The organism is Azospira oryzae, assembly GCF_004217225.1.
Taxonomy (GTDB): Bacteria; Pseudomonadota; Gammaproteobacteria; order Burkholderiales; family Rhodocyclaceae; genus Azospira; species Azospira oryzae.
Map to the genome: position 1 here is coordinate 647,672 of NZ_SHKM01000002.1, position 23,025 is coordinate 670,696.

Here is a 23,025-nt window from a genome sequence, read left to right on the forward strand (position 1 = left end):
CATGGCCCGCTACGACAACATCCCCGAACACGACATCAACCTCAACGGCGCCGGCCTCAAGGTCGGCATCGTCATGGCCCGCTTCACCCTGGACGTCTGCGAAGGCCTGCTCTCCGCCTGCACCGCCGAGCTGCAGCGCCTGGGCGTGGCTGCCGGCGACATCACCATCGCCACCGTGCCCGGCGCCCTGGAGATTCCCCTGGTGCTGCAGACCATGGCCCAGACCGGCAAGTACGACGCCTTGGTGGCCCTGGGGGCGGTGATCCGCGGCGAGACCTACCACTTCGAGGTGGTCTCCAACGATTCCTGCCGCGGCGTCCTGGAAGTGCAGCTGAAGACCGGGGTGCCCATCGCCAACGGCATCCTCACCACCGAAAATGACGATCAGGCCCTGGTCCGCATGCAGGTCAAGGGCGCCGACTGCGCCCAGGCCGCCGTGGAAATGGCCAACCTGCTCAAAGCCGTCGGCAAGTAATTTATCCGCCGGGAGCACCCCACCGGGGCCGCCCGGCCAACCTGAAGTGAAGGCAACACCATGACCGAAGCCAAGAAACCCGCCGGCAAGCCCGCCGCCGCCAAATCCCCCCGCCGCCGTTCCCGGGAATTCGCCCTGCAGGGCCTGTACCAGTGGCGCATCGGCGGTCAGGACGAGGCGGCGATCGAGGCCCACATGGCCGACGTCTCCGGCTTCGACAAGGCCGACCGGGAATTCTTCGTCGGCCTGGTGCGCGGCGCCCTGGCCCAGCGGGAAGCCCTGGTGGCCGAACTGACGCCCTTCCTCGACCGGGGTTTCGACGAGATGTCCCCCATCGAGGCCTGCATCCTGCTGCTGGGCGCCCTGGAGCTGACCCATCATCCGGAAACGCCCTACAAGGTCATCATCAACGAGTGCATCGAGCTGGCCAAGGGTTACGGCGGCACCGACGGCCACAAGTACGTGAACGGCGTCCTCGACAAGCTGGCCGGCAAGCTGCGGGCGGCCGAGGTCGAAGCCAAGCGCAGGCAGCAGCGCGGCTGATCCGGCATTCCCGGCGGGGCACAGCGGCCACGGAGACTTCTCTGTGATCCCTGTGCCCTTTCTCTTGCCTCCGTTTTCCCCGACTGTCCGCCCCCGAGCAAAGCCGCCCATGCCTTCCGAGTTTGAACTGATCGCCCGCCACTTCGCCGGCCCGACCCCGGGGGCCGTGCTCGGTCCCGGCGACGACTGCGCCCTGCTGCAGCCCTCCCCCGGCATGGAGCTGGCGGTGACCACCGACATGCTGGTGGCCGGCGTGCACTTCCTGCCCGACACCGATCCCGAAGGCCTGGGCTGGAAAACCCTGGCCGTCAATCTTTCCGACCTCGCCGCCATGGGCGCCAAGCCCCGCTGGGTGCTGCTGGCCGGCAGCCTGCCCGAGGCCGACGAGGCCTGGCTGGCCGCCTTCGCCAAGGGCTTCTTCACCCTGGCCAGGGCCAGCCAGGTGGACGTGGTGGGCGGCGATACCACCCGGGGCCCGCTCAACCTGTGCGTCACCGCCCTGGGCGAAGTGGCGCCGGGCCAGGCCCTGCGCCGGGACGGCGCCAAGGCCGGCGACGACCTGTGGGTCTCCGGCCAGCCCGGCCTGGCGGCCCTGGGCCTGGCCCAGCTGCAGGGCAAGATTGAACTGCCCGAGGCCCTGGTGCAGCGCTGCCTCACCGCCCTGCAGCGGCCCCGGCCCCGCATTGCCCTGGGCCTGGCCCTGGTGCAGCGGCAGCTGGCCAGCGCGGCCATCGACATTTCCGACGGCCTGCTGGCCGACGTGGGCCACATCGCCGAGCGCTCCGGGGTGGAGCTGCGCCTCAATGTGGGCCAGCTGCCCCTGCTGCCCAGGGGCGTGGATCCGCTGCTGGCCCAGCGCTGCCAGCTGGCCGGCGGCGACGACTACGAACTGGCCTTCACCGCACCGGCGGAAAAACGCATGGCCCTGGCGGCCCTGGCCGCCGACCTGGAGCTGCCCCTGTGGCGTATCGGCTACGCGGCCGAAGGTGCCGGGGTGAGCCTGTATGATGGCGACGGGGCGCCATTGCCTCCCGAATTCATGGATCAATTCAAGGGATATGACCACTTCCGTGCGACCTGACCTGCGCTTCCTCTTCTCCCATCCGGCCCACTTCGTCGCCTGCGGCCTGGGCAGCGGCCTCTCCCGCTTCGCCCCGGGCACGGCCGGCACCCTTTTCTCCTGGGCCGTCTATTCCCTGATCCGGCCCAATTTCGACGAAATCGGCTTCCTCGTCTTCCTCCTGGTGTGCTTCGTCGGCGGCGTGCTGGCCTGCCACCGCACCGGCCGGGACCTGGGGGTGGTGGACCACGGTTCCATCGTCTGGGACGAGATCGTGCCCTTCTGGCTGGTGCTGTTCTTCTGCCCGGTGGGCCAGTTCTGGTGGCAGACGGCCCTGTGGCAGACCGCGGCCTTCCTGCTGTTCCGCATCTACGACATCTTCAAGCCCTATCCGGCCAACTATTTCGACGAGCAGGTGAAGAACGGCTTCGGCGTCATGATGGACGACGTCTTTGCCGGCCTCTACACCATCCTCTCCCTGGCCGTGCTGCACTTCGTCCTGGGGCGCCTGCTGTGAGCGGTGGACCCGCCCAGGCCGAACTGGAGGCCCTGGCCGCCGCCGTCGGCGAAGCCCTGCTGCAGCGGGGCGAGCGCCTGGCCACCGCCGAGTCCTGCACCGGCGGCTGGATCGGCCAGTGCTGCACCGCCATCGCCGGCAGCTCCAACTGGTTCGACCGGGGCTTCATCACCTACAGCAACGAGGCCAAGCAGGACATGCTCGGTGTGCCGCGCCAGACCTTGCGTAGCGAAGGGGCTGTGTCGGAAGCCACGGCAGGCGCCATGGTCCAGGGCGCCATTGCCAGGAGCCGCGCCCAGTGGGCGCTGGCGGTCAGCGGTATCGCCGGTCCCACCGGCGGCACCCCGGCCAAGCCGGTGGGCACGGTGTGCTTCGCCTGGGCCGGCCCCGAGGACTGGGTGGCGCTGGAAACCCGCCATTTCGCCGGCGACCGGGAGGCGGTGCGGGCCCAGACCGTGGCCCACGCCCTGGACGTGCTGCGGCAGCGGCTGCAGGCGCCGGTGCTGGCCTAAGCCCCGGGCCTGGATTACCATCGGCCCATTCCCCCTTTTTCCGCGGAGCGCGCCATGAAAGGCAACACTGAAGTCATCAAGCTGCTGAACGAACTCCTGGCCGGCGAACTGATGGCCCGGGACCAGTACTTCATCCACGCCCGCATGTACGAGAACTGGGGCCTGAAGAAGCTCAACGAGCGCATCTGGCACGAGATGCAGGACGAAACCGAGCATGCCGACTGGCTCATCAAGCGCATCCTGTTCCTCGAAGGCACTCCGGGCATGACCCCGGCCAAGTCCATGAAGATCGGCAAGACCGTGCCGGAGATGCTGAAGAGCGACCTGGCCGTGGAAATCTCCGTGGTCAAGGAACTGCGTGCCGCCATGGCCCGCTGCGAGGCCCACAAGGACTACGTGACCCGGGACATGCTGCTGAAGATGCTGGACGACACGGAAGAGGACCACACCCACTGGCTGGAACAGCAGCTGAAGCTGATCGAACTGGTGGGCCTGGAAAACTACCTGCAGTCCCAGATGGGCGACGCCGCCTGAGCCGCTGCCGCCCCGCCAGTCAAAAGGCCGCCCGCGGGCGGCCTTTTGCGTTGACCGGCGCCCTTCAGCTGCGCCGCCGGGGCGGCCACAGGTCCGGCGATTCCTGCAGTTCGGAGAGGTCCTGGCTGATGCTGACGAAGTGGGTGATGCGGCCGTTGGCGTCGCGGATGGGGGCGATGGCCTGCAGGCAGACGTAGATGCTGCCGTCCCGCCGCCTGTTGAGCAGGCGTCCGCGCCAGGTCTTGCCGGCGTTGATGGTGCGCCACAGGTCGGCATAGGTGCCGACCTCGTTGAGCCCGGACTTGAGCAGCCGCGGCGTCTGTTCCAGGATGTCCTCCAGGCCGTAGCCGGTGACTTCCGAGAAGGCCTGGTTGCAGTATTCGAAGCGGCCCTGGGCGTCGGTGATGAAGACCACCGAGGGATTCTGTTCCACCGCCATGGAGAGCTTCTCCAGTTCCGCCTCCACCTGCTTGCGCTCGTGGATGTCGCGGAAGGTGCCGGCCAGGTGCCGGGCCTGGCCGTCGGCACTGTCCACCACCTGGCCTTCGCCGCGGAACCAGCGCCAGTGGCCGTGCCGGGTGTGGGTGCGGTATTCGCAGCGGAAGCGGAGGCTGCGCCCGTCGCGGCAATCCAGCAGGGCCTGCATGGCCCGGGCCCGGTCCTCCGGGTGCAGGCTGGCTTCCCATTCGGCCAGGCCCACGCTGCGCTCGGCCAGGCGGTAGCCGTTGCCGTCGGCCACGGCCAGGACGAACTGCAGATTGCCTGTCTCCACCGCCCAGTCCCACACCCCCACCTCCGAGGCGCCCAGGGCCCGGCGCAGGCGCTCCTCGCTGGCGGCGAGGCGGTCCATGGCCCGGTGCAGGGAGGTGACGTCCTGGGTGATGCCGTGGATGCGCACCACCCGCTCCGCCACCACCACCGGATGGCTGCGGACCCGCAGCCAGCGCACCTCGCCGTCGCGGATGATGCGGAATTCCTGGTCGGCGGCTTCCCCCGCGAACTGCCGTTCGAAGGCAGCCAGGGTGGCTTCCCGGTCCGCCGGATGCAGGTCGTCGGCCCAGCGCATGGCGTTCGCATACAGCTCGGCGGCGGAATGGCCGCTGAGGCGCTGGGTGGCGCCGCTGACGAAGGAGAAACGCCGCTCCTCCGCCTCCAGGGTCCAGATGACGTCGTCGAGGGAGTCCAGCACCTGTTCCAGGCGCTCCTCCGCCCGGTTGCGGTCCTCCTCGGCGCTGCGGCGCTGCCGGTTGGCGGCGGCCAGGGCCAGGGTCACGGCGGTGAGGGAGGCGATCAGCACCTGCAGCTTCACCTGCACCAGCTGGGGCTCGATATTGGCGAAGGGGCCGGTGCCCAGGGCGGCGAAAACGGCGGCCGTCAGGGCCGTGGTGGCCAGGGCCAGGGTCACCAGGCGCAACTCGCAGCTGAAGGCGATCCAGATCAGGGTCAGCAGTAGCAGCAGGCCGGCGTAGGCAAAGGATTCGGGGGCCCGCTCGGAGAAGAACCACAGGCTGCTGAGGGCGGCGGCGACCACCGCCGCCACCGCCAGATGGCGCCAGCGGCCCTGGTCCAGGCCTTCCCGGGGCTGCAGCCAGGCCAGCAGCAGGGGGGCCAGCAGCTGGGTGCCGGCCAGGTCGCCCACCCACCAGCCGCGCCAGGCGGGCAGCAGCTGGGCCGGCTCCAGGCTGCCGCCCAGGCTCAGGGCACCGACGCCCAGGCTGGCGCTGATGGCGCCGCCCAGCACGGGGGCGCTGAAACACAGGTGCAGCACGTCCTGGGGCCGGCCCAGGCGCGGATCGAACTGCAGGGGACCCCGCAGCAGACGGTAGCCGGCCCAGGCGCCAAGGGCGTTGCCGGCGCCCATGAGCAAGCCGGTGGGGGGAGCAAAGCCGCTGATGAGGGCGCTGCCCAGGGTGGCCAGCAGCACTGCCGGCCACAGCCGGCCGCCGCCCAGGACGAGGGCGGCCAGGGCAATGCCGGCGGGGGGCCAGAAGGGCACGAAGAGGCCGTGGCCGGCAGTGCCGATGGCCATGGTCAGCTGGGCCACCGCCAGATAGGCGGCAAACACCAGCAGCAGCCCCGGGAGCAGGGGCAGGCGGGCAGCGGGGAGGGGAGCGGCGGCCGGGGGCGCCAATAATCGCTTTAGCATAATTTGCGCCATTTTCCCTGCTTTGCCGCGGTGTTCCAAGGCCTTTGATGCTGGGGATAACACGTAGTCCGGGTAACTTGGCGTAGGCCGGAGGGTTTGTGCCATAATCAGCCGCTTGATTTTGGGGAATTCAGTCATGGACGACAACAAGGCCAAAGCACTAACCGCCGCACTGGCGCAGATCGAAAAGCAGTTCGGCAAGGGCGCCATCATGAAGATGGGCGAGACCGAAGTGGACAAGGGCGTGGACGTGGTGTCCACCGGCTCCCTGGGCCTGGACGTGGCCCTCGGCGTGGGCGGCCTGCCCCGGGGCCGGGTGGTGGAAATCTACGGTCCGGAATCCTCCGGCAAGACCACCCTGACCCTGCAGGTCGTGGCCGAGATGCAGAAGCTGGGCGGCACCGCCGCCTTTATCGACGCGGAACACGCCCTCGATCCCCAGTACGCCCAGAAGCTGGGCGTGAACATCGGCGAGCTGCTCATCTCCCAGCCGGACAACGGCGAACAGGCCCTGGAAATCGCCGACATGCTGGTGCGTTCCGGCGGTGTGGACGTGATCGTGGTGGACTCCGTGGCCGCCCTCACCCCCAAGGCCGAAATCGAAGGCGAGATGGGCGATTCCATGATGGGCCTGCACGCCCGCCTGATGAGCCAGGCCCTGCGCAAGCTCACCGCCAACATCAAGAAGACCAATACCCTGGTCATCTTCATCAACCAGATCCGCATGAAGATCGGGGTGATGTTCGGTTCCCCGGAAACCACCACCGGCGGCAACGCGCTCAAGTTCTACGCCTCCGTGCGCCTGGATATCCGCCGTATCGGCGGCATCAAGAAGGGTGACGAGGTGATCGGCAACGAAACCCGCGTCAAGGTGGTGAAGAACAAGGTCTCCCCGCCCTTCCGCGAAGCCCTGTTCGACATCCTCTACGGCGAAGGCATCTCCCGCGAGGGCGAGATCATCGAACTGGGGGTGGCCAACAAGCTGATCGAGAAGTCCGGCGCCTGGTACTCCTACAAGGGCGAGAAAATCGGCCAGGGCAAGGACAACTCCCGGGAATTCCTCAAGGCCAACCCGACCATTGCCCAGGAAATCGAAGGCAAGATCCGGGAAGCCCTGGGCGTGGCCAATCCCGCCCCGGCGGCCGCTGCCGGGGAATGACCCCGAGCCTGCGCCAGCGGGCCCTGGGGCTGCTGGCGCGGCGGGAGTACAGCCGGGCCGAACTGGCCCGCAAGCTGGCGCCCCACGCAGAATCCGAGGCTGAGCTGGAGACCCTGCTGGACGACCTGGCGGCTCGCCGCCAGCTTTCCGATGCCCGCTATGCCAGTGAAAGGGTCGCCATCCGCGCCCGCCGCTACGGCGATGCCCGGCTGGCCCAGGAGCTGCGGCAGAAGGGCGTGGCCGAGGAAACCGTCGCCGCGGCCCTGGCCCAGGGCGGCAGCGAGCTGGAACGGGCGCGCCAGGTGTGGCAGAAGAAATTCGCCGCCCTGCCCGCCGATCTGGCCGAGCGGGCCAAACAGACCCGCTTCCTCCTCAGCCGCGGCTTTGCCGCGGCCACCGTCCGCCAGGTGCTGCAGGGCGGCTGGGACGACGAGTCCGGCAGCGACTGGTAGAACCCCCGGGCGACACCTCTGGCACAATGCCTTTACGCCCCCGCATTCATAGAATCCGATAGCCCATGTCCGAGCAGAACCCCGACCTCATCGCCAAGCTTTCCGCCAACAACCTGAAAAAGCGCTACAAGTCCCGCACCGTGGTGCATGACGTGTCCTTCGAGGTGGGCAGCGGTGAGGTGGTGGGCCTGCTGGGCCCCAACGGTGCCGGCAAGACCACCTGTTTCTACATGATCGTCGGCCTGGTGCCCTCCGACGGCGGCTCCATCCAGCTGCAGAATCAGGAAGTGACCCACTTCCCCATCCACAAGCGGGCCCATCTGGGCATTTCCTACCTGCCCCAGGAGGCTTCCGTCTTCCGCAAGCTCAACGTGGAGGAGAACATCCGCGCCGTGCTGGAACTGCAGAAGCTGCCCAAGCACGAGATCGACCTGCGCCTGGAGGAACTGCTGGAAGAGCTGCACATCGGCCACATCCGCGCTTCCAATGCCGCCGCCCTGTCCGGTGGCGAGCGCCGCCGGGTGGAAATCGCCCGGGCCCTGGCCACCTCTCCCCGTTTCATCCTGCTGGATGAGCCCTTCGCCGGCGTGGACCCCATCGCCGTGCTGGAAATCCAGAAGATCATCCGTTTCCTCAAGGACCGCAGCATCGGTGTGCTCATCACCGACCACAACGTGCGTGAGACCCTGGGCATCTGCGACCGGGCCTACATCATCAATGAGGGACGGGTGCTGGCGTCTGGCCGCCCGGATGAGATCGTTTATAATGAAGACGTCCGAAAAGTATATCTGGGCGAGAGCTTCCGTCTCTGACGAGCCCAGTCTCCGAGTCTTTCCCTCAACCCGCTCATTGCCGCCGGCCCCTTCGGCCCCGGGTCCATGAAACCAACCCTCCAACTCAAACTCTCGCAGCACCTGGCCCTGACGCCACAGCTGCAGCAGTCCATCCGGCTGCTGCAACTGTCGACGCTCGAGCTGGAGCAGGAGTTGGAGAAGTATCTGCTGGAAAACCCCCTGCTGGAGCGGGAGGACGAGAACTACGAGCCCTCCTACAGCGGGAGCGAAGGCGAATACGCCGGCAGTACGGCCGAGGCCGCTGCCGAAGGCCCGCGGGAAGGCGATAGCGGCGAATCTGGTGAAGGCGCCGACAGTCACGGCCCCGAAGAAGTCCGGGACGACAGCCGGGACAGCCTGGGCGAAGGCGAGGACTGGTTTGCCGAAGGCAGCTACCCTTCCGCCTCCCGCGACGAGGACGAGGATTCCGACTTCCAGGAAGTGCAGGCCGCCAACACCTCCCTGCGCGACCACCTCAACTGGCAGCTGGGCCTGATGCAGCTCTCCGAGCGGGACCGGCAGCTGGTCAGCTTCCTGATCGAGGCGCTGGACGAGGACGGCTACCTGACCCAGCCCCTGGAGGAGCTGCAGGAAGCCCTGCCGGAAGAGCTGGAAATCGACCTGGACGACCTGCAGATCGCCCTGCGCCACCTGCAGCACCTGGACCCGACCGGTGTCGGCGCCCGCACTCCGGGCGAATGCCTGGCCCTGCAGCTGGAAGCCCTGCCGGCCGACGAGGTGCGGGACCAGGCCCTGAAGCTGGTGCGCCATCACCTGGAACTGCTGGCCGGCCGGGACTTCACCAAGCTGAAGAAGCTGCTGGGCTGCGACGACGAGCGCCTGCGCGCCGTCACCAACCTGGTGAAGAGCCTCAACCCCCGGCCCGGCGCCCAGTACGCGCCCCTGGATGCCCGCTACATCACCCCGGACGTGGTGGTGAAAAAGGTGCGCAACCAGTGGACCGCCAGCATCAATCCGGACGCCTACCCGCGCCTGCGCATCAACCGGCTCTACGCCGAGATCCTCTCCAAGCAGCGCGGCTCCAGCCTCTCCGGCCAGCTGCAGGAGGCCCGCTGGCTGATCAAGAACGTGCAGCAGCGTTTCGACACCATCCTGCGCGTGTCCCAGGCCATCCTGGACCGCCAGCGCCAGTTCTTCGAACACGGCGAGGTGGCCATGCGTCCCCTGGTACTGCGGGAAATCGCCGAGACCCTGGGCCTGCACGAATCCACCGTCTCCCGGGTGACCACCCAGAAATACATGGCCACCCCCCGGGGCATTTTCGAACTCAAGTATTTCTTCGGCAGCCATGTGGCCACGGATACGGGGGGCGCCTGTTCGGCCACCGCCATCCGGGCCCTGATCAAGCAGCTGGTGGCGGCCGAAGACCCCAAAAAACCCCTTTCGGACAGTCAAATATCCGAAATTCTTGGCCAACAAGGCATTGTTGTGGCGCGTCGAACCATTGCAAAATACAGAGAAGCGCTCAACATTTCGCCGGCCAACCTACGCAAGTCCATCTAAAAAAGGAGCGAGCCATGAACCTGCACATCACCGGACATCACCTGGAAGTCACCCCGGCGATCCGCGACTACGTCACTGCCAAGCTGGAGCGGGTTACGCGTCACTTCGACAGCGTCATCGACGTCAACGTCATCCTCACCGTGGAAAAGCTGAAGCAGAAGGCTGAAGTCACCGTGCGCGTGCCCGGCAAGGACATCCACGTGGATGCCGAAGATGCCGACCTGTATGCCGCCGTGGACACCCTGATCGACAAGCTGGACCGCCAGGTGCAGAAGTACAAGCAGAAGGCCCAGGATCACCACCGCGACACCATCAAGAATCACATCGAAGAGTGATCTGATTCCCTCTCCGGGACTGGGACGAAAGGCATAGGCGGCGGGGTCGTTTTCCGTTATGATCCCGCCACTTTTCGCCTGGTATCCTGCCTGAATCCCAGTCTCCAACCGGCCCTGCCGCCGCCATCCCGCTGTTCGGGGAAGGTTCCCGCCCCATGGATCTGATCGCCAAACTCCTCCCTCCCGCCCACATCCTGCTGGACCTCGAAGCCAGCAGCAAGAAGCGGGCATTCGAGCAGGCCGGACTGCTGTTCGAGAACAACCTGGGCATCGCCCGGGCCACGGTTTTCGACAGCCTCTTCGCCCGGGAAAAACTCGGTTCCACCGGCCTGGGCCAGGGGGTTGCCATTCCCCACGGCCGCATCAAGGGGCTCAAGGAAGCCGCCGGCGCCTTCATGCGCCTGTCCGCCCCGGTGCCTTTCGATTCCCCCGACGGCAAGCCCGTCGGCCTGATGTTCGTGCTGCTGGTGCCGGAACAGGCCACCGAGCAGCATCTGCAGATTCTTTCCGAGCTGGCCCAGCGTTTCTCCGACCGGGCCTTCCGCGAGGCCCTGGGCGCCTGCGACAACACCGACGACGCCCACCGCCTGTTCACCGACTGGGGGAACCATGCGGCAAATCTCCATCAGCCAGCTGTTTGAGGACCACCAGGACAAACTGTCCCTGACCTGGGTCGCGGCCCAGGGTGCCGAACGCTCCATCGAGATCCGGGAGCGGGGCAACTACGGCGCCGACGTGGTCGGCCACCTCAACCTGATCCACCCGGAACGCCTGCAGGTCATCGGCGCCGCCGAGTACCAGTGGCTGAGCCGGGTCAATCCTGAGCGCCTCAAGGCGCAGATGAACGAAATCTTCGCCGCCCAGCCTCCTGCCGTCATCGTCGCCGAGGGCCTGGAAGTGCTGCCGGCCGTGCTGGAGGGCTGCGAGAGCACCGGCACGCCCCTGTTCACCACCGCCAAACCCTGCTCGGCCGTGATCGACCTGCTGCGCATCTACCTCTCCCGCCGCCTGGCGGACACGGTGTCGGTGCATGGCGTCTTCATGGACGTGCTGGGCATGGGCGTCCTCATCACCGGCGATTCCGGCGTCGGCAAGTCCGAACTGGCCCTGGAACTGATTTCCCGGGGCCACGGCCTGGTCGCCGACGACGTGGTGGAACTGGCCCGCATCGCTCCCGCCACCATCGAGGGCCGTTGCCCGGGCATGCTGCGGGACTTCCTCGAAGTGCGGGGCCTGGGCCTGCTCAATATCCGCACCATCTTCGGCGAGACCGCCTCCCGGCGGAAAATGAAGCTCAAGCTGATCGTGCACCTGCAGAAGCCGGTGGCCGGGGTGGATGCGCCGCGCCTGCCCCTGGATGCCCAGACCCAGGAGATCCTCGGCGTGGCCGTGCGCAAGGTGGTCATTCCGGTGGCCGCCGGGCGCAACCTGGCGGTGCTGCTGGAGGCGGCGGTGCGCAACAGCATCCTGCAGCTGCGCGGCATCGACAACATGCAGGAATTCATCACCCGGCAGCAGAAGCTGCTGCTTGACGACGATATTTGACGAACGCATAGTGGTAAGCCCTGCCTGACCACTGACGGAGACACCATGAAAAAGATGCTGCTTGCCCTGTGTTCCCTGGCCTGTATCGGCCTAGCTCCCGTTGCCGGCGCCGCCGACGCGGCCAAAGCGCCGACGCCCCAGCAGGAGCGCATGAAGAACTGCAACAAGGAAGCCGGCGAGAAGGGCCTCAAGGGCGACGAGCGCAAGGGCTTCATGAAGACCTGCCTCTCCGGCAAGACCGCCGATGCTCCCGCCGCCAATGCGGAGTGCCAGTCCAAGGCCGCGGAGAAGAAGCTGGCCGGTGCCGCCAAGGCCTCCTTCATCAAGAAGTGCGAAGCCGACAGCCAGGCTGCCAAGTAAGCCCGGGGCGGACTTCCCGCAAAAATGCCAGCCGATTGAAGGCTGGCATTTTTTTTGACAGAATGGCCTGCCCCATTCCACCTGCCCCGGCGTTGATGCCGGGGACTTTCCCTGGAGCCCCGAGATGAAGCCTGCCCCCCTGCGTGCCGCTTCCCGCCTGCTCTGCTGCGGCCTGCTGCTGGCGGCAACCGGCGGCGCCCGGGCCTTCAGTTTTGCCGAGGACGAGAAGCAGGGTGCTGCCGAGGAGGAGGGCCGCCGCGGCCGCATCGCCCAGCATCTGGCCGTTCCCTGCAAGGCTGCATTGCGCAACCAGGGCATCCTGGTGGCCCTGGCCGACCAGACGGCCGACGGCTACCAGCTGCAGGGCAGCAAATACGGCCGCCATGCCGCCGTGATCAACCAGAAGCTGAAGGCCCTGGGCCTGAAGACCTACACCGCCGAGGAGCAGCGGGCCCGCATCGCCCAGGCCGAGATGGAGGCCTATTTCCGCAACGACCCGGACGCGGCCCTGGCCGCTTCCAGCAAGCTGGGCGCCGCTTTCGTGCTCAAGGGCGGGGTTTCCACCCGCACCGCCTACAACCCGGTGGTGCGCCTGCCCGAGGTCTATGTGACCATGCATTTCACCCTGGCGGCGGCGGACGGCCGCACCATTTCCACCGCCACGGCCAAGGCCGAGTCCTATTCCGGCAGCGACACCGCCGGCATGGCCCTGGAGCTGGTCCATGAGCAGGCCGAGGAGGTCGTGGCCAAGCTCTACAACGATTACTGCCGGGCTGCCGGCAAACCAAAAAAATAAACCTACGGAGTCTTCCATGCGTCAGTACATCGCCCCCATTGCCCTGGCCCTGGCCTGCGCCGGTTCGGCCCATGCCCAGCCGGTTTTCGACAGCCCGTCGCCCACCGCCGGCAGCGACACCTCCAAGCAGGCCAACGAAATGGCCGACAAGGCCATGTACAAGCCGGTCGAGTACGCCAATGCGGCGAAGAAGGGCCCGGCCCTGGTGGTCATCCCGGGCGAAGTGAAGTCCAACAACGCCTCCTTCACCCAGAAGTACGGCCCCAACAACATCGCCGACTACGCCGAACTGGAACTGGGGAAGGCCAACTTCAAGATCCTCGAACGTTCCGACATGGGTCCCCTGCTCAACGAGTTCACCCTGGCCTACACCATGGGCGACCCCAGCGCCGCCCGCAAGCTGCTGCAGAAGGGCAAGTTCAAGACCACCAAGTACGTGGTCAAGTTCGACATCCTCAAGGCCGAGCAGGTGGCCCAGGCCCAGCAGGGCTTCGACGGCCGTGCCGTGGGCAAGCTGCTGGGCGTCTTCGGCGCCTTCTCCGGCTCCATGGGCGGGGCCCAGGCCGGTGCCGTCGGCGAGACGGTGGTCGGTTCGGTGCAGACCCAGGAAAACACCGGGGTGTGGATCATCGGCATGCGCTACAAGATCATCGACGCCAACACCACCGAACAGGTGGCCACCGGCTATACCGAAGAGAAGATGGAACTGGGAGCCAAGGGCTCGTCGGTGATGGGCGTCTCCTCCGGCGCCTCCGGCGGCCTCACCCTGGACAGCATGGTGCAGCGCCTGGTGCAGAAGAACGTCTGGGAAATCGACAGCAAGTACAAATAACCTGCCGCCGGGAGAGCCGCTATGGCTGAGGCTATGCCGCCCAGACTGGGCAAGTACGAGGTCCGCCGGGAGTTGGGGCGGGGGGCCATGGGGGTGGTCTATGAGGGCTTCGACCCGGGCATTGCCCGGCGGGTGGCCCTCAAGACCGTGCGCCGGGACCAGCTGGAGAAGGACGAGGCCCAGGAGTTGCTGAGCCGCTTCCAGCGAGAGGCCCAGGCTGCCGGGCGGCTCAACCATCCCAACATCGTCGCCATCTACGAGTATGGCGAGGACGGGGGCACCGCCTTCATCGCCATGGAGTATGTGGAAGGGCGGGAGCTGAAGGACTATTTCGACAAGTCCGAACGCTTTTCCCTCACCGAGATCGCCCGCCTCATGGGCGAGCTGCTCTCCGCCCTGGACCACGCCCACGGCAACGGCATCGTGCACCGGGACATCAAGCCGGCCAACATTTTCATCCTGCACAACGGCCAGGCCAAGGTGGGGGATTTCGGCATCGCCCGCATCGAATCCTCCAATCTGACCCAGGCCGGCTCCGTCCTCGGCACCCCGGCCTACATGTCGCCGGAGCAGTTCATGGGGCAGACGGTGGACGGCCGTTCCGACCTGTTCTCCGCCGGCGTATTGCTCTACCAGTTTCTCACCGGGGAAAAGCCCTTCACCGGCCAGCTCACCACCATCATGCACAAGGTGTTGAAGGAGGACCCCATCGCCCCTTCCGAGCTCAACGTGCAGGTGCCGCGGCGTTTCGATGCGGTGGTGCGCAAGGCCCTGGCCAAGCGGCCGGAGCAGCGTTTCCAGAGCGCCCGGGAGTTCGCCGACGCCCTGCAGCAGGCCATGGCTGGCGGCCCCGAGGAGGAGGCGACCCTGGTGACCGATGAGGTCACCCTGCTCTCTGCCGAGGCGGAGCGGACCCTGGTCTCCGGAGCGGCGGTGCCCGCCGCAGCCGGCGAGGCCACCCGGGTGGTACCATCGCCAGCAGCCAGCAAGGACGCGCCTTCCAGCCATGGCATGGTCGGGACGTCCGTCCCGCCTGCCTCCCAGGCCGTTGCCAAATCCCGTCTGCCCTATGCCCTGGCGGCGGGGGCGGCGATCCTGGTGGCGGCCGGTGCCGGCTACCTGTACCTGGGCCGCGGCGGCGACGGATCGGGTTCCCCGGCAGCGTTGCCGACGGCTTCGGTAGCGGCGGCCGACAACGGCACCATCGTCATTTCCGCCGTGGGCGTGGCCGATCCCAGCGATTCCCGCCTGGCCGGCGATCCGGCCCTGCTGCAGGCCGCCCTGCGGGAGGATGCCCGCCGCCAGCTGGTGGAAAAGGCGGTGGCCCTCAATGTGCAGCCGGCCTCCCTCTCCCGCTACTACGATCTGCTGTCTGCCCGCCTGCTTTCCCGCAGCGGCGACTTCATCGAATCGGTGCTGCAGGAAGAGGCGCCACAGCAGGAGGCCGGCGGTCTGGCCACCCTGGGCACCCGGGCCGTGGTGCGGGTGCGGGAGGTGCAGAAATCCCTCAACCAGATGTCCGCCGAGGAGCGGGTGGATTTCATCCGCAACAACGGTGACCCGAAAATCTCCGTCACCATCAACACCCGGGGCGAAGCCGGCGATGCCGTGCGTTCCCCCATCGCCGAGAACATCCTCAAGGAGCGGGTCCAGTCCTTCGGCTTCCGCACCTGGGGCGATGCCGCCAAGGGCCAGCCGGGAGCCGATTTCGCCATCGTCGGCGAGGCCCGCTTCAAGAAGCTTTCCGCCACCCTGCAGGCTTCCGGCCTGACCATCGAGAAGTACGTCATCACTTCGTGGACGGTGAAGTGCATCGACCAGGCCAGCGGCGAGGAAATCTACTTCAACACCACCCTGCCCCAGAACGGCAGCTGGGCCACGGAAGAGGCGGCCCTGAAGGATGTGGGCCGGCTGGTGGGCGAGGAGTTCTCCAAGAGCTTCTTCCTGCAGCACTTCCGTTTCGCCGGCCAGAAGGTCCGCTTCCGCTTTGGCGCCCTGCCCGACAAGGCCCTGCTGCCCAAGCTGCAGCAGGAAATGAACGGCCTGCGGGCAGTGCTGGGCACCCGTCTCGACGGCGAGGTGGTGGAGGCGGAGCTGTCCGGCAGCCTGCCGGCCACGGCGGAGCTGGCCCAGGCCGCCGTCCTTGCGCCCCTCAACCGCAAGCTGGGCCAGCCCTGCTTCAGCGTGGTATCCACCGCCGGCAGCGAGGTGACGGTGGGCCTGGACAGCCGTTGCAGCAGCGCTGCCGGCCTGGCCCGCCTCAACGAGGCGCCGCCGGCCGCCCTCTACGAAGCCACGCCCGGGCGCCGGGCCGAAGTGGTGAAAAACCCGGCCCTGCTGAAGAAGCTGGAAATCTGAAGACTGTCTTGGGGACAGGCCCAAAAGAAACGGCCGGCAGGCATGACGCCTCCGGCCGTTGGTTTTGGTTGGGGGCCGCTTACAGGTATTCGAACTGGGCCACTTCCATTTCGGTGCTGCCGCTGGCGGCGGTGTGGCCGAAGGCCACCAGGCCCTTGTTGCGCAGGACGATCTCCTCGCGCCGCAGGAACACTTCGGCCTCGCCTTCGAAGGCGACGAAGGTGCCGTTGGTGCTCTGGTCGATCAGCACGTACTTGTCGCGCCGGCGTTCGATCTTGGCGTGGCTGCGGGAGGCCTTGCGGTCCTCGATGACCACGTCGTTCTCGCCGCCGCGGCCGAAGGTCAGGGTGGAGGTCTTGTCATCCAGCAGATAGGCCTTGCCGTGGTGCCGCACGCAGAGGCGGGTCACGGTGCGCAGGGGCTGGGTGGGGTCGATGCTGGGAGCCTTCATGGTCAGCTCCTCGGTCTCCTGCCACAGCACCTCGACGATCTGCATTTCCTCGGCCTTGCCCTTCACCGGCAGCCGGTCCACATCCCGGGTCGAAGCCCGCAGCAGGGGCGAGACGGTGGCCAGGCTCTGGGCGTTGGTGATGATCTGGCCGGCCTTGGCCAGACCGGCCATGCGGGCGGCGGTGTTCACCGTGTCGCCGAATAGGTCGTTGTTTTCCTCGATGGTGGGGCCGAAATGGAAACCCACCCGGATGTTGAGCTTGACCCCGGAGACCGGCGGCAGGTCCAGGACCCGCTGCTGCATGTCCATGGCCGCCTGGAAGGCGGCGTCGGCGGTGGGGAAGGCCACCATCAGCTCGTCGCCGATGGTCTTGATGATGCGCCCCTGGTAACCCTCGACGGCCCGCTCCATGCGCTTGATGCAGCGATCGACGGCGTGCAGGGCTTCCGTGTCCCCCAGCTTCTCGTAGAGCCGGGTGCTGCCGGAAATGTCGGCAAACAGTACCGCCAGTTCTGATTCGGTACTACTCATGCCATTACCCCCCTGAATGACTGCGACAGCATGACTCCAACTACCTGAACAGCACGTATTATCTTCGTCATATTATTGATTTATGTTGATTTTCCCTGAACCGGCATCATAGCAAAGGGCTCAGGCCCCAGCCACTACGGGCAGCGGAAAATCGTCCCCGTCCAGGGGACCCCGGGGCGCCAGCATGGGGGGCAGCTCCGGCGGATCGAACAGGGTGTCGCCCTCGGCCGCCGGGGTCAGGCCGGCCTTGAGACCCTTGAAGTCGAACAGCTTGGTGTCCGCCAGGTGGGAGGGCACCACGTTCTGCAGGGCGCTGAAGACGGCCTCGGTGCGGCCGGGGAATTTCTGGTCCCACTCCTGCATCATTTCCCGGATTTTCTGCCGCTGCAGGTTGTCCTGGGAGCCGCACAGGTTGCAGGGGATGATGGGGAATTCCATGCCCCGGGAGTAGCGGGCGATGTCGCTCTCGGCGCAGTAGGCCAGGGGACGGATGACCACGTGGGCGCCGTCGTCGGTGACCAGCTTGGGCGGCATGGCCTTCAGCTTGCCGCCGAAAATCAGGTTGAGGAACAGAGTATGCACCATGTCGTCCCGGTGGTGGCCGAGGGCGATCTTGTTGGCGCCCAGCTCCTTGGCGGTGCGGTAGATGATGCCGCGGCGCAGGCGGGAACAGAGGGAGCAGGTGGTCTTGCCTTCGGGAATCTTCTCCTTCACCACCGAATAGGTGTCGGCCTCGATGATGCGGAAATCGACGCCGGTCTTCTCGAAGTAGGCCGGCAGCACCTCGGCCGGGAAGCCGGGCTGCTTCTGGTCCAGGTTCATGGCGATGAGGCGGAAGTTGATCGGCGCCTTGGCCTGGAGGATGCGCAGCAGGTGCAGCAGGGTATGGGAATCCTTGCCGCCGGAAACGCAGACCAGCACCGTGTCGCCTTCCTCAATCATGTTGTAGTCGGCGATGGCCTTGCCGGTTTCGCGCAGGAGCCATTTTTCAATGCGTTGCAGGGTGTTGGAGCGTTCCACGGGAGATTCCTGGTTACTTGATTACAGATGGGCCGTGCGGCCCCCGTCTACGTTGATCACCTGGCCGGTGATGTAAGGGCTGTCCACCAGCAGGAAGTGCACGGCCCGGGCGATGTCGGCCGGGCTGCCTTCCCGGCCCAGCAGGGTGTCGGCGACGATGGCCTGGCGGGCGGCGCTGTCGAAGTCGCTGCCCTCCGGCCACAGGATGGGGCCCGGCGCCACCGCATTGACCCGCACCACCGGTGCCAGCTCCGCCGCCAGGGCCCGGGTCAGGGTGAGCAGGGCGCCCTTGGCGGCGCAATACAGGGGATAGCCCACCAGGGGCCGCTCGGCATGGACGTCGGTGATGTTCACCACGGCGCCACCGCTGGCCCGGAGATGGGGCGCCGCCGCCTGGGTGAGGAACAGGGGGGCCTTGAAGTTGCTGCCCACCAGGTCGTCCCAGGCCGCCTCGTCGATGCTGCCGAGGGGCGTGCGGAAAAAGCTGGAAGCGTTATTGACCAGGCCGTCCAGACGGCCGAATGCCGTCACCGACTGCTCCACCAGCCCGGGCAGGGCCGAGGTCTGCAGCAGGTCGGCCTGGATGCAGACGGCGGAACCGTCCCGCTGGGCGTTCAGCTCGGCCGCCAGGCTGCGGGCCTCGGCCGCCGCCGAGCGGTAATGCAGCACCAGACTGGCGCCGGCGGCATGCAGGCGCCGGGCGATGGCCGCACCGACCCGCTTGGCGCCGCCGGTCACCAGAATCGCCTTGCCCTGCAAGTTGCCGTTGCTGTCCATGGACTGCCCTGAACGGATTTGGAAATTTGCGAATTTTAGCGGATTGGCCCATCATCCCGCCCTCTTTTCGCCCCATTTTCTTCTTCTTTCATGGCCTTGCCCCTGCCCGACGCCGATGCCCTGGCCCACAGCCAGCGACTGACCGATGCCCTCGCCGCCGAAATCGCCGGCCGGGGCGGCTGGATCGACTTCGCCCGGTTCATGGAACTGGCGCTCTACGCGCCGGGGCTGGGCTATTACACGGCCGGGGCGCGCAAGTTCGGCGCCGACGGGGACTTCGTCACCGCCCCCGAACTGTCACCCCTCTTCGCCCGCAGCCTGGCGCCCCAGGCGGCCCAGATCATGGCGGCCAGCGGCCCCCGCATCATCGAGGCCGGGGCCGGCACCGGCCGTCTGGCGGCCGACCTGCTGCTGGCCCTGGAGGCCCTGGGCAGCCTGCCGGAAAGCTATGCCATCCTGGACCTGTCGCCTGACCTGCGCCAGCGCCAGGCGGCGACCCTGGAGCAGCGGGCGCCCCATCTGCTGGACCGGGTGCAATGGCTGGATCGCCTGCCGCAGCGCTTCTCCGGCCTGGTGCTGGGCAACGAGGTGCTCGACGCCATGCCCGTGCATGCGGTGGCCTGGCGTGAGAGCGGCATTTTCGAGCGGGGCGTCGGCATCGGCCCCGCAGGCTTTGCCTGGGTCGAACGCCCCGCCACCGGCGAACTGCTGGCCAGGGCCCAGTCCCTGGCGGCCGAATGCACCATTCCGCCGGCCGGCTACATGAGCGAGATCGGCCTCGCAGCGCCGGCCTGGGTGGCCTCCTGGGGGCCGATCCTGGAGCAAGGAGCCCTGCTGCTGCTGGACTACGGTTTTCCCCGGCAGGAGTTCTACCATCCCCAAAGGGGCGGCGGCACCCTGATGTGCCACTACCGCCACCATGCCCACCCGGACCCCTTCCACCTGCCGGGCCTGACCGACATCACCGCCCACGTGGATTTCACGGCAGCGGCCGAAGCCGGTTTCGCCGCGGGCCTGGAAGTGCTGGGCTATACCGCCCAGGGCCAGTTCCTCATGAATGCGGGTCTGCTGGACTGCCTGGCCAGCCTGGCCCCCGGCAGCAGCGAGTACTTCAAGGCCGCGGCCATGGTGCAGAAACTGGTGCAGCCCCATGAAATGGGCGAGCTGTTCAAGGTCATCGCCCTGGGCAAGGGCCTGGCCGAGCCCCTGCTCGGCTTCCAGCGCGGCGACCGCAGCCACACCTTGTAAGCGGCAGCGTTCCGGCCCTTCATATTCCTGCAACGCGGAGGGTGTTTACTGACGGCCCCTAGATGTTTTCGGGAATGCCGTCATGCCCCTTGCCTTGCTCCCCGTTGCTGCCAGTCGTGCCCTCTTCCTGGGGCTACTGTTTCTCTTTGCCCTGCTGCTTTCCGGTGCCGTCCAGGCTGCCGGGGCCAGCGACCTGGTGGCCGTGGGCCAGCTGCGGCTGCAGTCCCAGCGCGTGGCCAAGCTCTACCTGCAGGCCGGTCTGCAGATTCAGGCGGACAGCGCCCGCAATCAGTTGCAGAAAGCCACCCAGCAACTGGAGACGGCTCTTGCCGAACTGGCTCCCTACAGCCGCCAGAGCCGCATGGCGCCAACCCTGCAGCGCACCCAGGCCCTCTGGGTGGAGCTGCGGCAGGCACTGAAGTCCCCCTACACCACGCCGGCCCTGCAGCGGGTGCTGGCGGTCAGCGACGACCTGATGCTGGCCAGCGGCAAGCTGAGCCTGCTGATCGAGGAGCAGAGCGAAGGCAATATGGGGCGCCTGCTGGATCTATCCCAGCGGCAGAACATGCTGGCCCAGCGGCTGGCACGGCTGTATCTGATGGGCTATGCCGGAGACCGCAGCCAGGGGCGCCAGGTGGACGCGGAGCAGGCCCGCCGTGAATTCAACACCGCCCTGGGCGAGCTGGCCGGGGCCCGGGAAAACACCGCCGCCGTGCGCAATGCCCTGGAACTGGCCCGTACCCAATGGCTGTTCTTCGACCAGGCCCTGGTCGGCGGCGGCAGCGGCGCCGGTACGGACAGGCAGAGCCAGGCCCGCAATGTGGCCACTACCAGCGAGCGCATCGCCGAAGTGCTGGAGGAGGTCAGCCGCCAGTACGCCCAGGTCTACAACAGCACCCAGGTGGCGGTGGCGCCGGGGGGCGCCCGCCGCAACTGAGGTGATCCGGGCAGTGCCTATTCCTGGGCGGCGTAGAAGGCGTGGAGATAGAGGGCGGGGTCGATACCCGGTTGCCGCGCCGGTGCCGCCACCAGTTGCAGCTGGGGCTCCAGCCGGGGCGGCTCGGTCCAGTTGGCGTTCAGTACGTCTTCGTCGTAATGGGCGGTGAGGTCGTCGCTGCAGCGGCCCGTGCTCATGTCCATGATGGTCAGCATGTTGCTCTCCTTCACCGTGAGGGGGCGCCCGTCGCCCCCTGTAAGAGGTGTAACGGAGTGCGGCGGGAAAAGGTTGAGCCGTTCCGGGATTTTTTTGCTCCGGTATCAAGAAAGCCGGATTTTGGTCGTAGAATGAAATAGTAATTCCACGAGGAGAACGCCATGGACGTCAATGGCATCGCCAGTCTGGCCACCAGTTTTTCGGAAACCCAGACCAGCAACCAGATTCAAACCGCAGTCCTGAAGAAGGCACTGGATGCCCAGGCTTCCAGTGCGGCCCAGTTGATCCAGGCCCTGCCCCAGTCCACCGTGAATCTGCCCGACCATCTGGGCAAGAACGTGAACACCACGGCCTGAGCTGCCCGGCCCTGCCGTCGCAGATACCGAAACGCCCCGGCTTGCCGGGGCGTTTGTTTTGGGTGCCGCGGTTCAGAAGCCCTGGCGCTGCAGCCAGGCCAGGAGCGACCTGGCCACCTTTTCCCAATCCTGTTCCAGCATCAGCCCGTGGCCCATACCGGGGAAGATTTCCGGGGTGATGCCGTAGGTGTCCCCGGTCATCTTCACCTGGGCCGCCGGCACCAGGGCATCCAGTTCGGCGCCGATGATCTGCAGGGGCGGCAGCCGCATGCGCAGCAGCTGGGGCAGGTTGAACAGGGACATGTCCCAGATGGCTCGCTGGGACTCCTTCTGCATGTGGCCGTAGTAGCGCAGCAGCCGTTCCGGCTCCACGTCCTGGGCGAACAGGGCCTGCTCCAGCACATGGCTGGCCACCTGGCCGCCCCCCAGCAGGTGGTTGAGGTCCCCCAGCAGGTCCGGGCGGGAGAAGACCATCTGCAGGGAAGCCCCCACCAGGCCCTGGGGCGGCACCGAGCACATCAGCACGGCGCCCGGCACCTGGGCCTGCTCCAGGTACTTCTGCACCACGAAGCCGCCCATGGAGTGGCCGATCAGCACCGGCGCCTGTTCCAGTTCCGCCACCGCCCGGCGCACGTCCTCGACGTAATCCTGGATGCTCCACCAGTCGATGCTGTTGTGACCCCAGCTGCCGCCGTGGCCGCGCAGGGAAACGGCATGGGCGTCGTAGCCGGCGGCGGAGAAGAAGGGCAGGAAGTGCTCGTCCCAGCACCAGGCGCCGGCGAAGGCGCCATGGACGAAGAGCAGGGGCGTGGGCCGGGCCTTGGCCTTGCCTTGGGCCGGGCGGGAAATGACTTCGAGGACCTGGTCCTGGGCGCGGGTGTCCATCAGGCGGGCACCTCCATGCCGCGCCGCACGGCGGCCCGCTCGCCCACCAGGGCGGCCCAGCGGGCCACCTGGGGATAGTCCGCCAGATCGATGCCCTGCCATTCGTGGCGGCTGACCCAGGGGTAGATGGCCATGTCGGCGATGGAATAATCGCCGGCGACGTAGGACTGGCGTTGCAGCTGGCCCTCGAGGACGCCGTAGAGGCGGGCCGTTTCCGTGCGGAAGCGCTCGATGGCGTAGGGCACCGGAGCCGGGGCGAAGCGCAGGAAGTGGTGGGTCTGGCCGAAGATGGGGCCGATGCCGCCCATCTGGAACATCAGCCATTGCAGCACGGCATAGCGCTCCGGCCCGGCAGCGGGCAGGAAGCGGCCACACTTTTCCGCCAGGTAGATGAGGATGGCGCCGGATTCGAACAGGCTCAGGGGCTGGCCGCCGGGGCCCTCCCGGTCCACGATGGCGGGAATCTTGTTGTTGGGGTTGATGGCCAGGAAGTCCGGGGCAAACTGCTGCTCCCGGGTGATATCCACCGGCTGCACGGCGTAGGGCAGGCCGCACTCTTCGAGCATGATGGAGACCTTGCGGCCGTTGGGGGTGCCCCAGGTGTAGAGGGTGATCATGGCTTT

27 protein-coding genes are annotated in these 23,025 nt (G+C 67.1%); 20 read left to right on the plus strand and 7 right to left on the minus strand.

Features of this window, described 5'->3' with window-relative positions:
* Position 1: 1 nt before the first annotated feature.
* From ribH to bfr, 6 genes are all read left to right on the plus strand, one after another.
* Positions 2-475 carry a 6,7-dimethyl-8-ribityllumazine synthase gene (ribH, locus tag EV678_RS12040; RefSeq protein ID WP_014235824.1) on the plus strand — a complete coding sequence of 158 codons (474 nt, stop codon included), beginning with the start codon at positions 2-4 and terminating at the stop codon, positions 473-475.
* 60 nt (positions 476-535) lie between these two features.
* On the plus strand, positions 536-1,018 hold the full coding sequence (gene nusB, locus EV678_RS12045; protein ID WP_014235823.1) for a transcription antitermination factor NusB: 483 nt from the start codon (positions 536-538) through the stop codon (positions 1,016-1,018).
* Between the two features lie 109 nt (positions 1,019-1,127).
* Positions 1,128-2,099, plus strand: coding sequence for a thiamine-phosphate kinase (thiL, locus tag EV678_RS12050; protein ID WP_130459692.1), 972 nt, complete (start codon positions 1,128-1,130; stop codon positions 2,097-2,099).
* Complete coding sequence (locus EV678_RS12055) at positions 2,089-2,595, plus strand: phosphatidylglycerophosphatase A family protein (protein ID WP_130459693.1); 507 nt, start codon at positions 2,089-2,091, stop codon at positions 2,593-2,595. The genes thiL and EV678_RS12055 overlap by 11 nt, the downstream gene beginning before the upstream one ends.
* Positions 2,592-3,107 (plus strand): CinA family protein, encoded by a 516-nt coding sequence (locus EV678_RS12060; RefSeq protein ID WP_014235820.1) that lies wholly within the window; start codon positions 2,592-2,594, stop codon positions 3,105-3,107. Before EV678_RS12055 ends, EV678_RS12060 begins: the two co-directional genes overlap by 4 nt.
* A 54-nt stretch (positions 3,108-3,161) precedes the next feature.
* Positions 3,162-3,641: a bacterioferritin gene (gene bfr / locus EV678_RS12065; RefSeq protein WP_014235819.1), complete on the plus strand. Its 480-nt coding sequence runs from the start codon at positions 3,162-3,164 to the stop codon at positions 3,639-3,641.
* A gap of 64 nt (positions 3,642-3,705) precedes the next feature.
* Here bfr and EV678_RS12070 read toward each other — a convergent pair whose 3' ends face one another.
* Positions 3,706-5,787, minus strand: coding sequence for a PAS domain S-box protein (locus tag EV678_RS12070; protein WP_165397513.1), 2,082 nt, complete (start codon positions 5,785-5,787; stop codon positions 3,706-3,708).
* A 136-nt stretch (positions 5,788-5,923) separates the two neighbouring features.
* Here EV678_RS12070 and recA point away from each other — a divergent pair, with 136 nt between their 5' ends.
* The 11 genes from recA to EV678_RS12125 all read left to right on the plus strand — a co-directional run bounded on the left by recA (position 5,924) and on the right by EV678_RS12125 (position 15,981).
* Positions 5,924-6,946 carry a recombinase RecA gene (recA, locus tag EV678_RS12075; protein ID WP_130459695.1) on the plus strand — a complete coding sequence of 341 codons (1,023 nt, stop codon included), beginning with the start codon at positions 5,924-5,926 and terminating at the stop codon, positions 6,944-6,946.
* On the plus strand, positions 6,943-7,398 hold the full coding sequence (gene recX, locus EV678_RS12080) for a recombination regulator RecX (RefSeq protein WP_130459696.1): 456 nt from the start codon (positions 6,943-6,945) through the stop codon (positions 7,396-7,398). Before recA ends, recX begins: the two co-directional genes overlap by 4 nt.
* Positions 7,399-7,463: 65 nt before the next feature.
* Positions 7,464-8,210, plus strand: a complete 747-nt coding sequence (lptB, locus tag EV678_RS12085; RefSeq protein WP_014235815.1) for an LPS export ABC transporter ATP-binding protein — start codon at positions 7,464-7,466, stop codon at positions 8,208-8,210.
* 66 nt (positions 8,211-8,276) lie between these two features.
* Entirely contained in the window at positions 8,277-9,755 is a 1,479-nt protein-coding gene (locus EV678_RS12090; RefSeq protein WP_130459697.1) for an RNA polymerase factor sigma-54, read from the plus strand.
* 14 nt (positions 9,756-9,769) lie between these two features.
* Positions 9,770-10,090 (plus strand): ribosome hibernation-promoting factor, HPF/YfiA family, encoded by a 321-nt coding sequence (gene hpf, locus EV678_RS12095; RefSeq protein ID WP_014235813.1) that lies wholly within the window; start codon positions 9,770-9,772, stop codon positions 10,088-10,090.
* 155 nt (positions 10,091-10,245) lie between these two features.
* Entirely contained in the window at positions 10,246-10,731 is a 486-nt protein-coding gene (gene ptsN / locus EV678_RS12100; RefSeq protein WP_014235812.1) for a PTS IIA-like nitrogen regulatory protein PtsN, read from the plus strand.
* Positions 10,700-11,635 (plus strand): HPr(Ser) kinase/phosphatase, encoded by a 936-nt coding sequence (gene hprK, locus EV678_RS12105; protein WP_014235811.1) that lies wholly within the window; start codon positions 10,700-10,702, stop codon positions 11,633-11,635. Before ptsN ends, hprK begins: the two co-directional genes overlap by 32 nt.
* A 45-nt stretch (positions 11,636-11,680) precedes the next feature.
* On the plus strand, positions 11,681-11,995 hold the full coding sequence (locus EV678_RS12110; protein ID WP_130459698.1) for a PsiF family protein: 315 nt from the start codon (positions 11,681-11,683) through the stop codon (positions 11,993-11,995).
* 124 nt (positions 11,996-12,119) lie between these two features.
* Positions 12,120-12,791, plus strand: coding sequence for a hypothetical protein (locus EV678_RS12115; protein ID WP_130459699.1), 672 nt, complete (start codon positions 12,120-12,122; stop codon positions 12,789-12,791).
* 16 nt (positions 12,792-12,807) lie between these two features.
* Positions 12,808-13,623 (plus strand): hypothetical protein, encoded by an 816-nt coding sequence (locus EV678_RS12120; protein WP_130459700.1) that lies wholly within the window; start codon positions 12,808-12,810, stop codon positions 13,621-13,623.
* Between the two features lie 33 nt (positions 13,624-13,656).
* Positions 13,657-15,981 carry a serine/threonine-protein kinase gene (locus tag EV678_RS12125; protein WP_235832459.1) on the plus strand — a complete coding sequence of 775 codons (2,325 nt, stop codon included), beginning with the start codon at positions 13,657-13,659 and terminating at the stop codon, positions 15,979-15,981.
* A gap of 79 nt (positions 15,982-16,060) precedes the next feature.
* On the opposite strand, the gene EV678_RS12130 is transcribed toward EV678_RS12125, so the two are convergent.
* The 3 genes from EV678_RS12130 to EV678_RS12140 form a co-directional block, all read right to left on the minus strand.
* A complete protein-coding gene (locus tag EV678_RS12130; protein WP_014235806.1) occupies positions 16,061-16,963 on the minus strand; it encodes an adenylate/guanylate cyclase domain-containing protein in 903 nt (300 codons plus the stop codon).
* 120 nt (positions 16,964-17,083) lie between these two features.
* A complete protein-coding gene (gene ttcA, locus EV678_RS12135; RefSeq protein WP_014235805.1) occupies positions 17,084-17,983 on the minus strand; it encodes a tRNA 2-thiocytidine(32) synthetase TtcA in 900 nt (299 codons plus the stop codon).
* A gap of 21 nt (positions 17,984-18,004) precedes the next feature.
* Complete coding sequence (locus EV678_RS12140) at positions 18,005-18,760, minus strand: pteridine reductase (protein WP_014235804.1); 756 nt, start codon at positions 18,758-18,760, stop codon at positions 18,005-18,007.
* A 90-nt stretch (positions 18,761-18,850) separates the two neighbouring features.
* On the opposite strand from EV678_RS12140, the gene EV678_RS12145 reads away from it, so the two are divergent.
* Positions 18,851-20,008 (plus strand): class I SAM-dependent methyltransferase, encoded by a 1,158-nt coding sequence (locus EV678_RS12145; RefSeq protein WP_130459702.1) that lies wholly within the window; start codon positions 18,851-18,853, stop codon positions 20,006-20,008.
* 82 nt (positions 20,009-20,090) lie between these two features.
* Positions 20,091-20,945: a type IV pili methyl-accepting chemotaxis transducer N-terminal domain-containing protein gene (locus EV678_RS12150; protein WP_130459703.1), complete on the plus strand. Its 855-nt coding sequence runs from the start codon at positions 20,091-20,093 to the stop codon at positions 20,943-20,945.
* A gap of 17 nt (positions 20,946-20,962) precedes the next feature.
* On the opposite strand, the gene EV678_RS12155 is transcribed toward EV678_RS12150, so the two are convergent.
* Positions 20,963-21,160: a hypothetical protein gene (locus EV678_RS12155; protein WP_130459704.1), complete on the minus strand. Its 198-nt coding sequence runs from the start codon at positions 21,158-21,160 to the stop codon at positions 20,963-20,965.
* A gap of 162 nt (positions 21,161-21,322) precedes the next feature.
* Between EV678_RS12155 and EV678_RS12160 the strand changes: the two genes are divergently transcribed.
* Entirely contained in the window at positions 21,323-21,517 is a 195-nt protein-coding gene (locus tag EV678_RS12160; RefSeq protein ID WP_014235800.1) for a YjfB family protein, read from the plus strand.
* Positions 21,518-21,589: 72 nt separating this feature from the next.
* On the opposite strand, the gene EV678_RS12165 is transcribed toward EV678_RS12160, so the two are convergent.
* Complete coding sequence (locus EV678_RS12165; RefSeq protein ID WP_130459705.1) at positions 21,590-22,402, minus strand: alpha/beta hydrolase; 813 nt, start codon at positions 22,400-22,402, stop codon at positions 21,590-21,592.
* On the minus strand, positions 22,402-23,019 hold the full coding sequence (locus tag EV678_RS12170; protein ID WP_130459706.1) for a glutathione S-transferase family protein: 618 nt from the start codon (positions 23,017-23,019) through the stop codon (positions 22,402-22,404). The genes EV678_RS12165 and EV678_RS12170 overlap by 1 nt, the downstream gene beginning before the upstream one ends.
* Positions 23,020-23,025 lie beyond the last annotated feature (6 nt).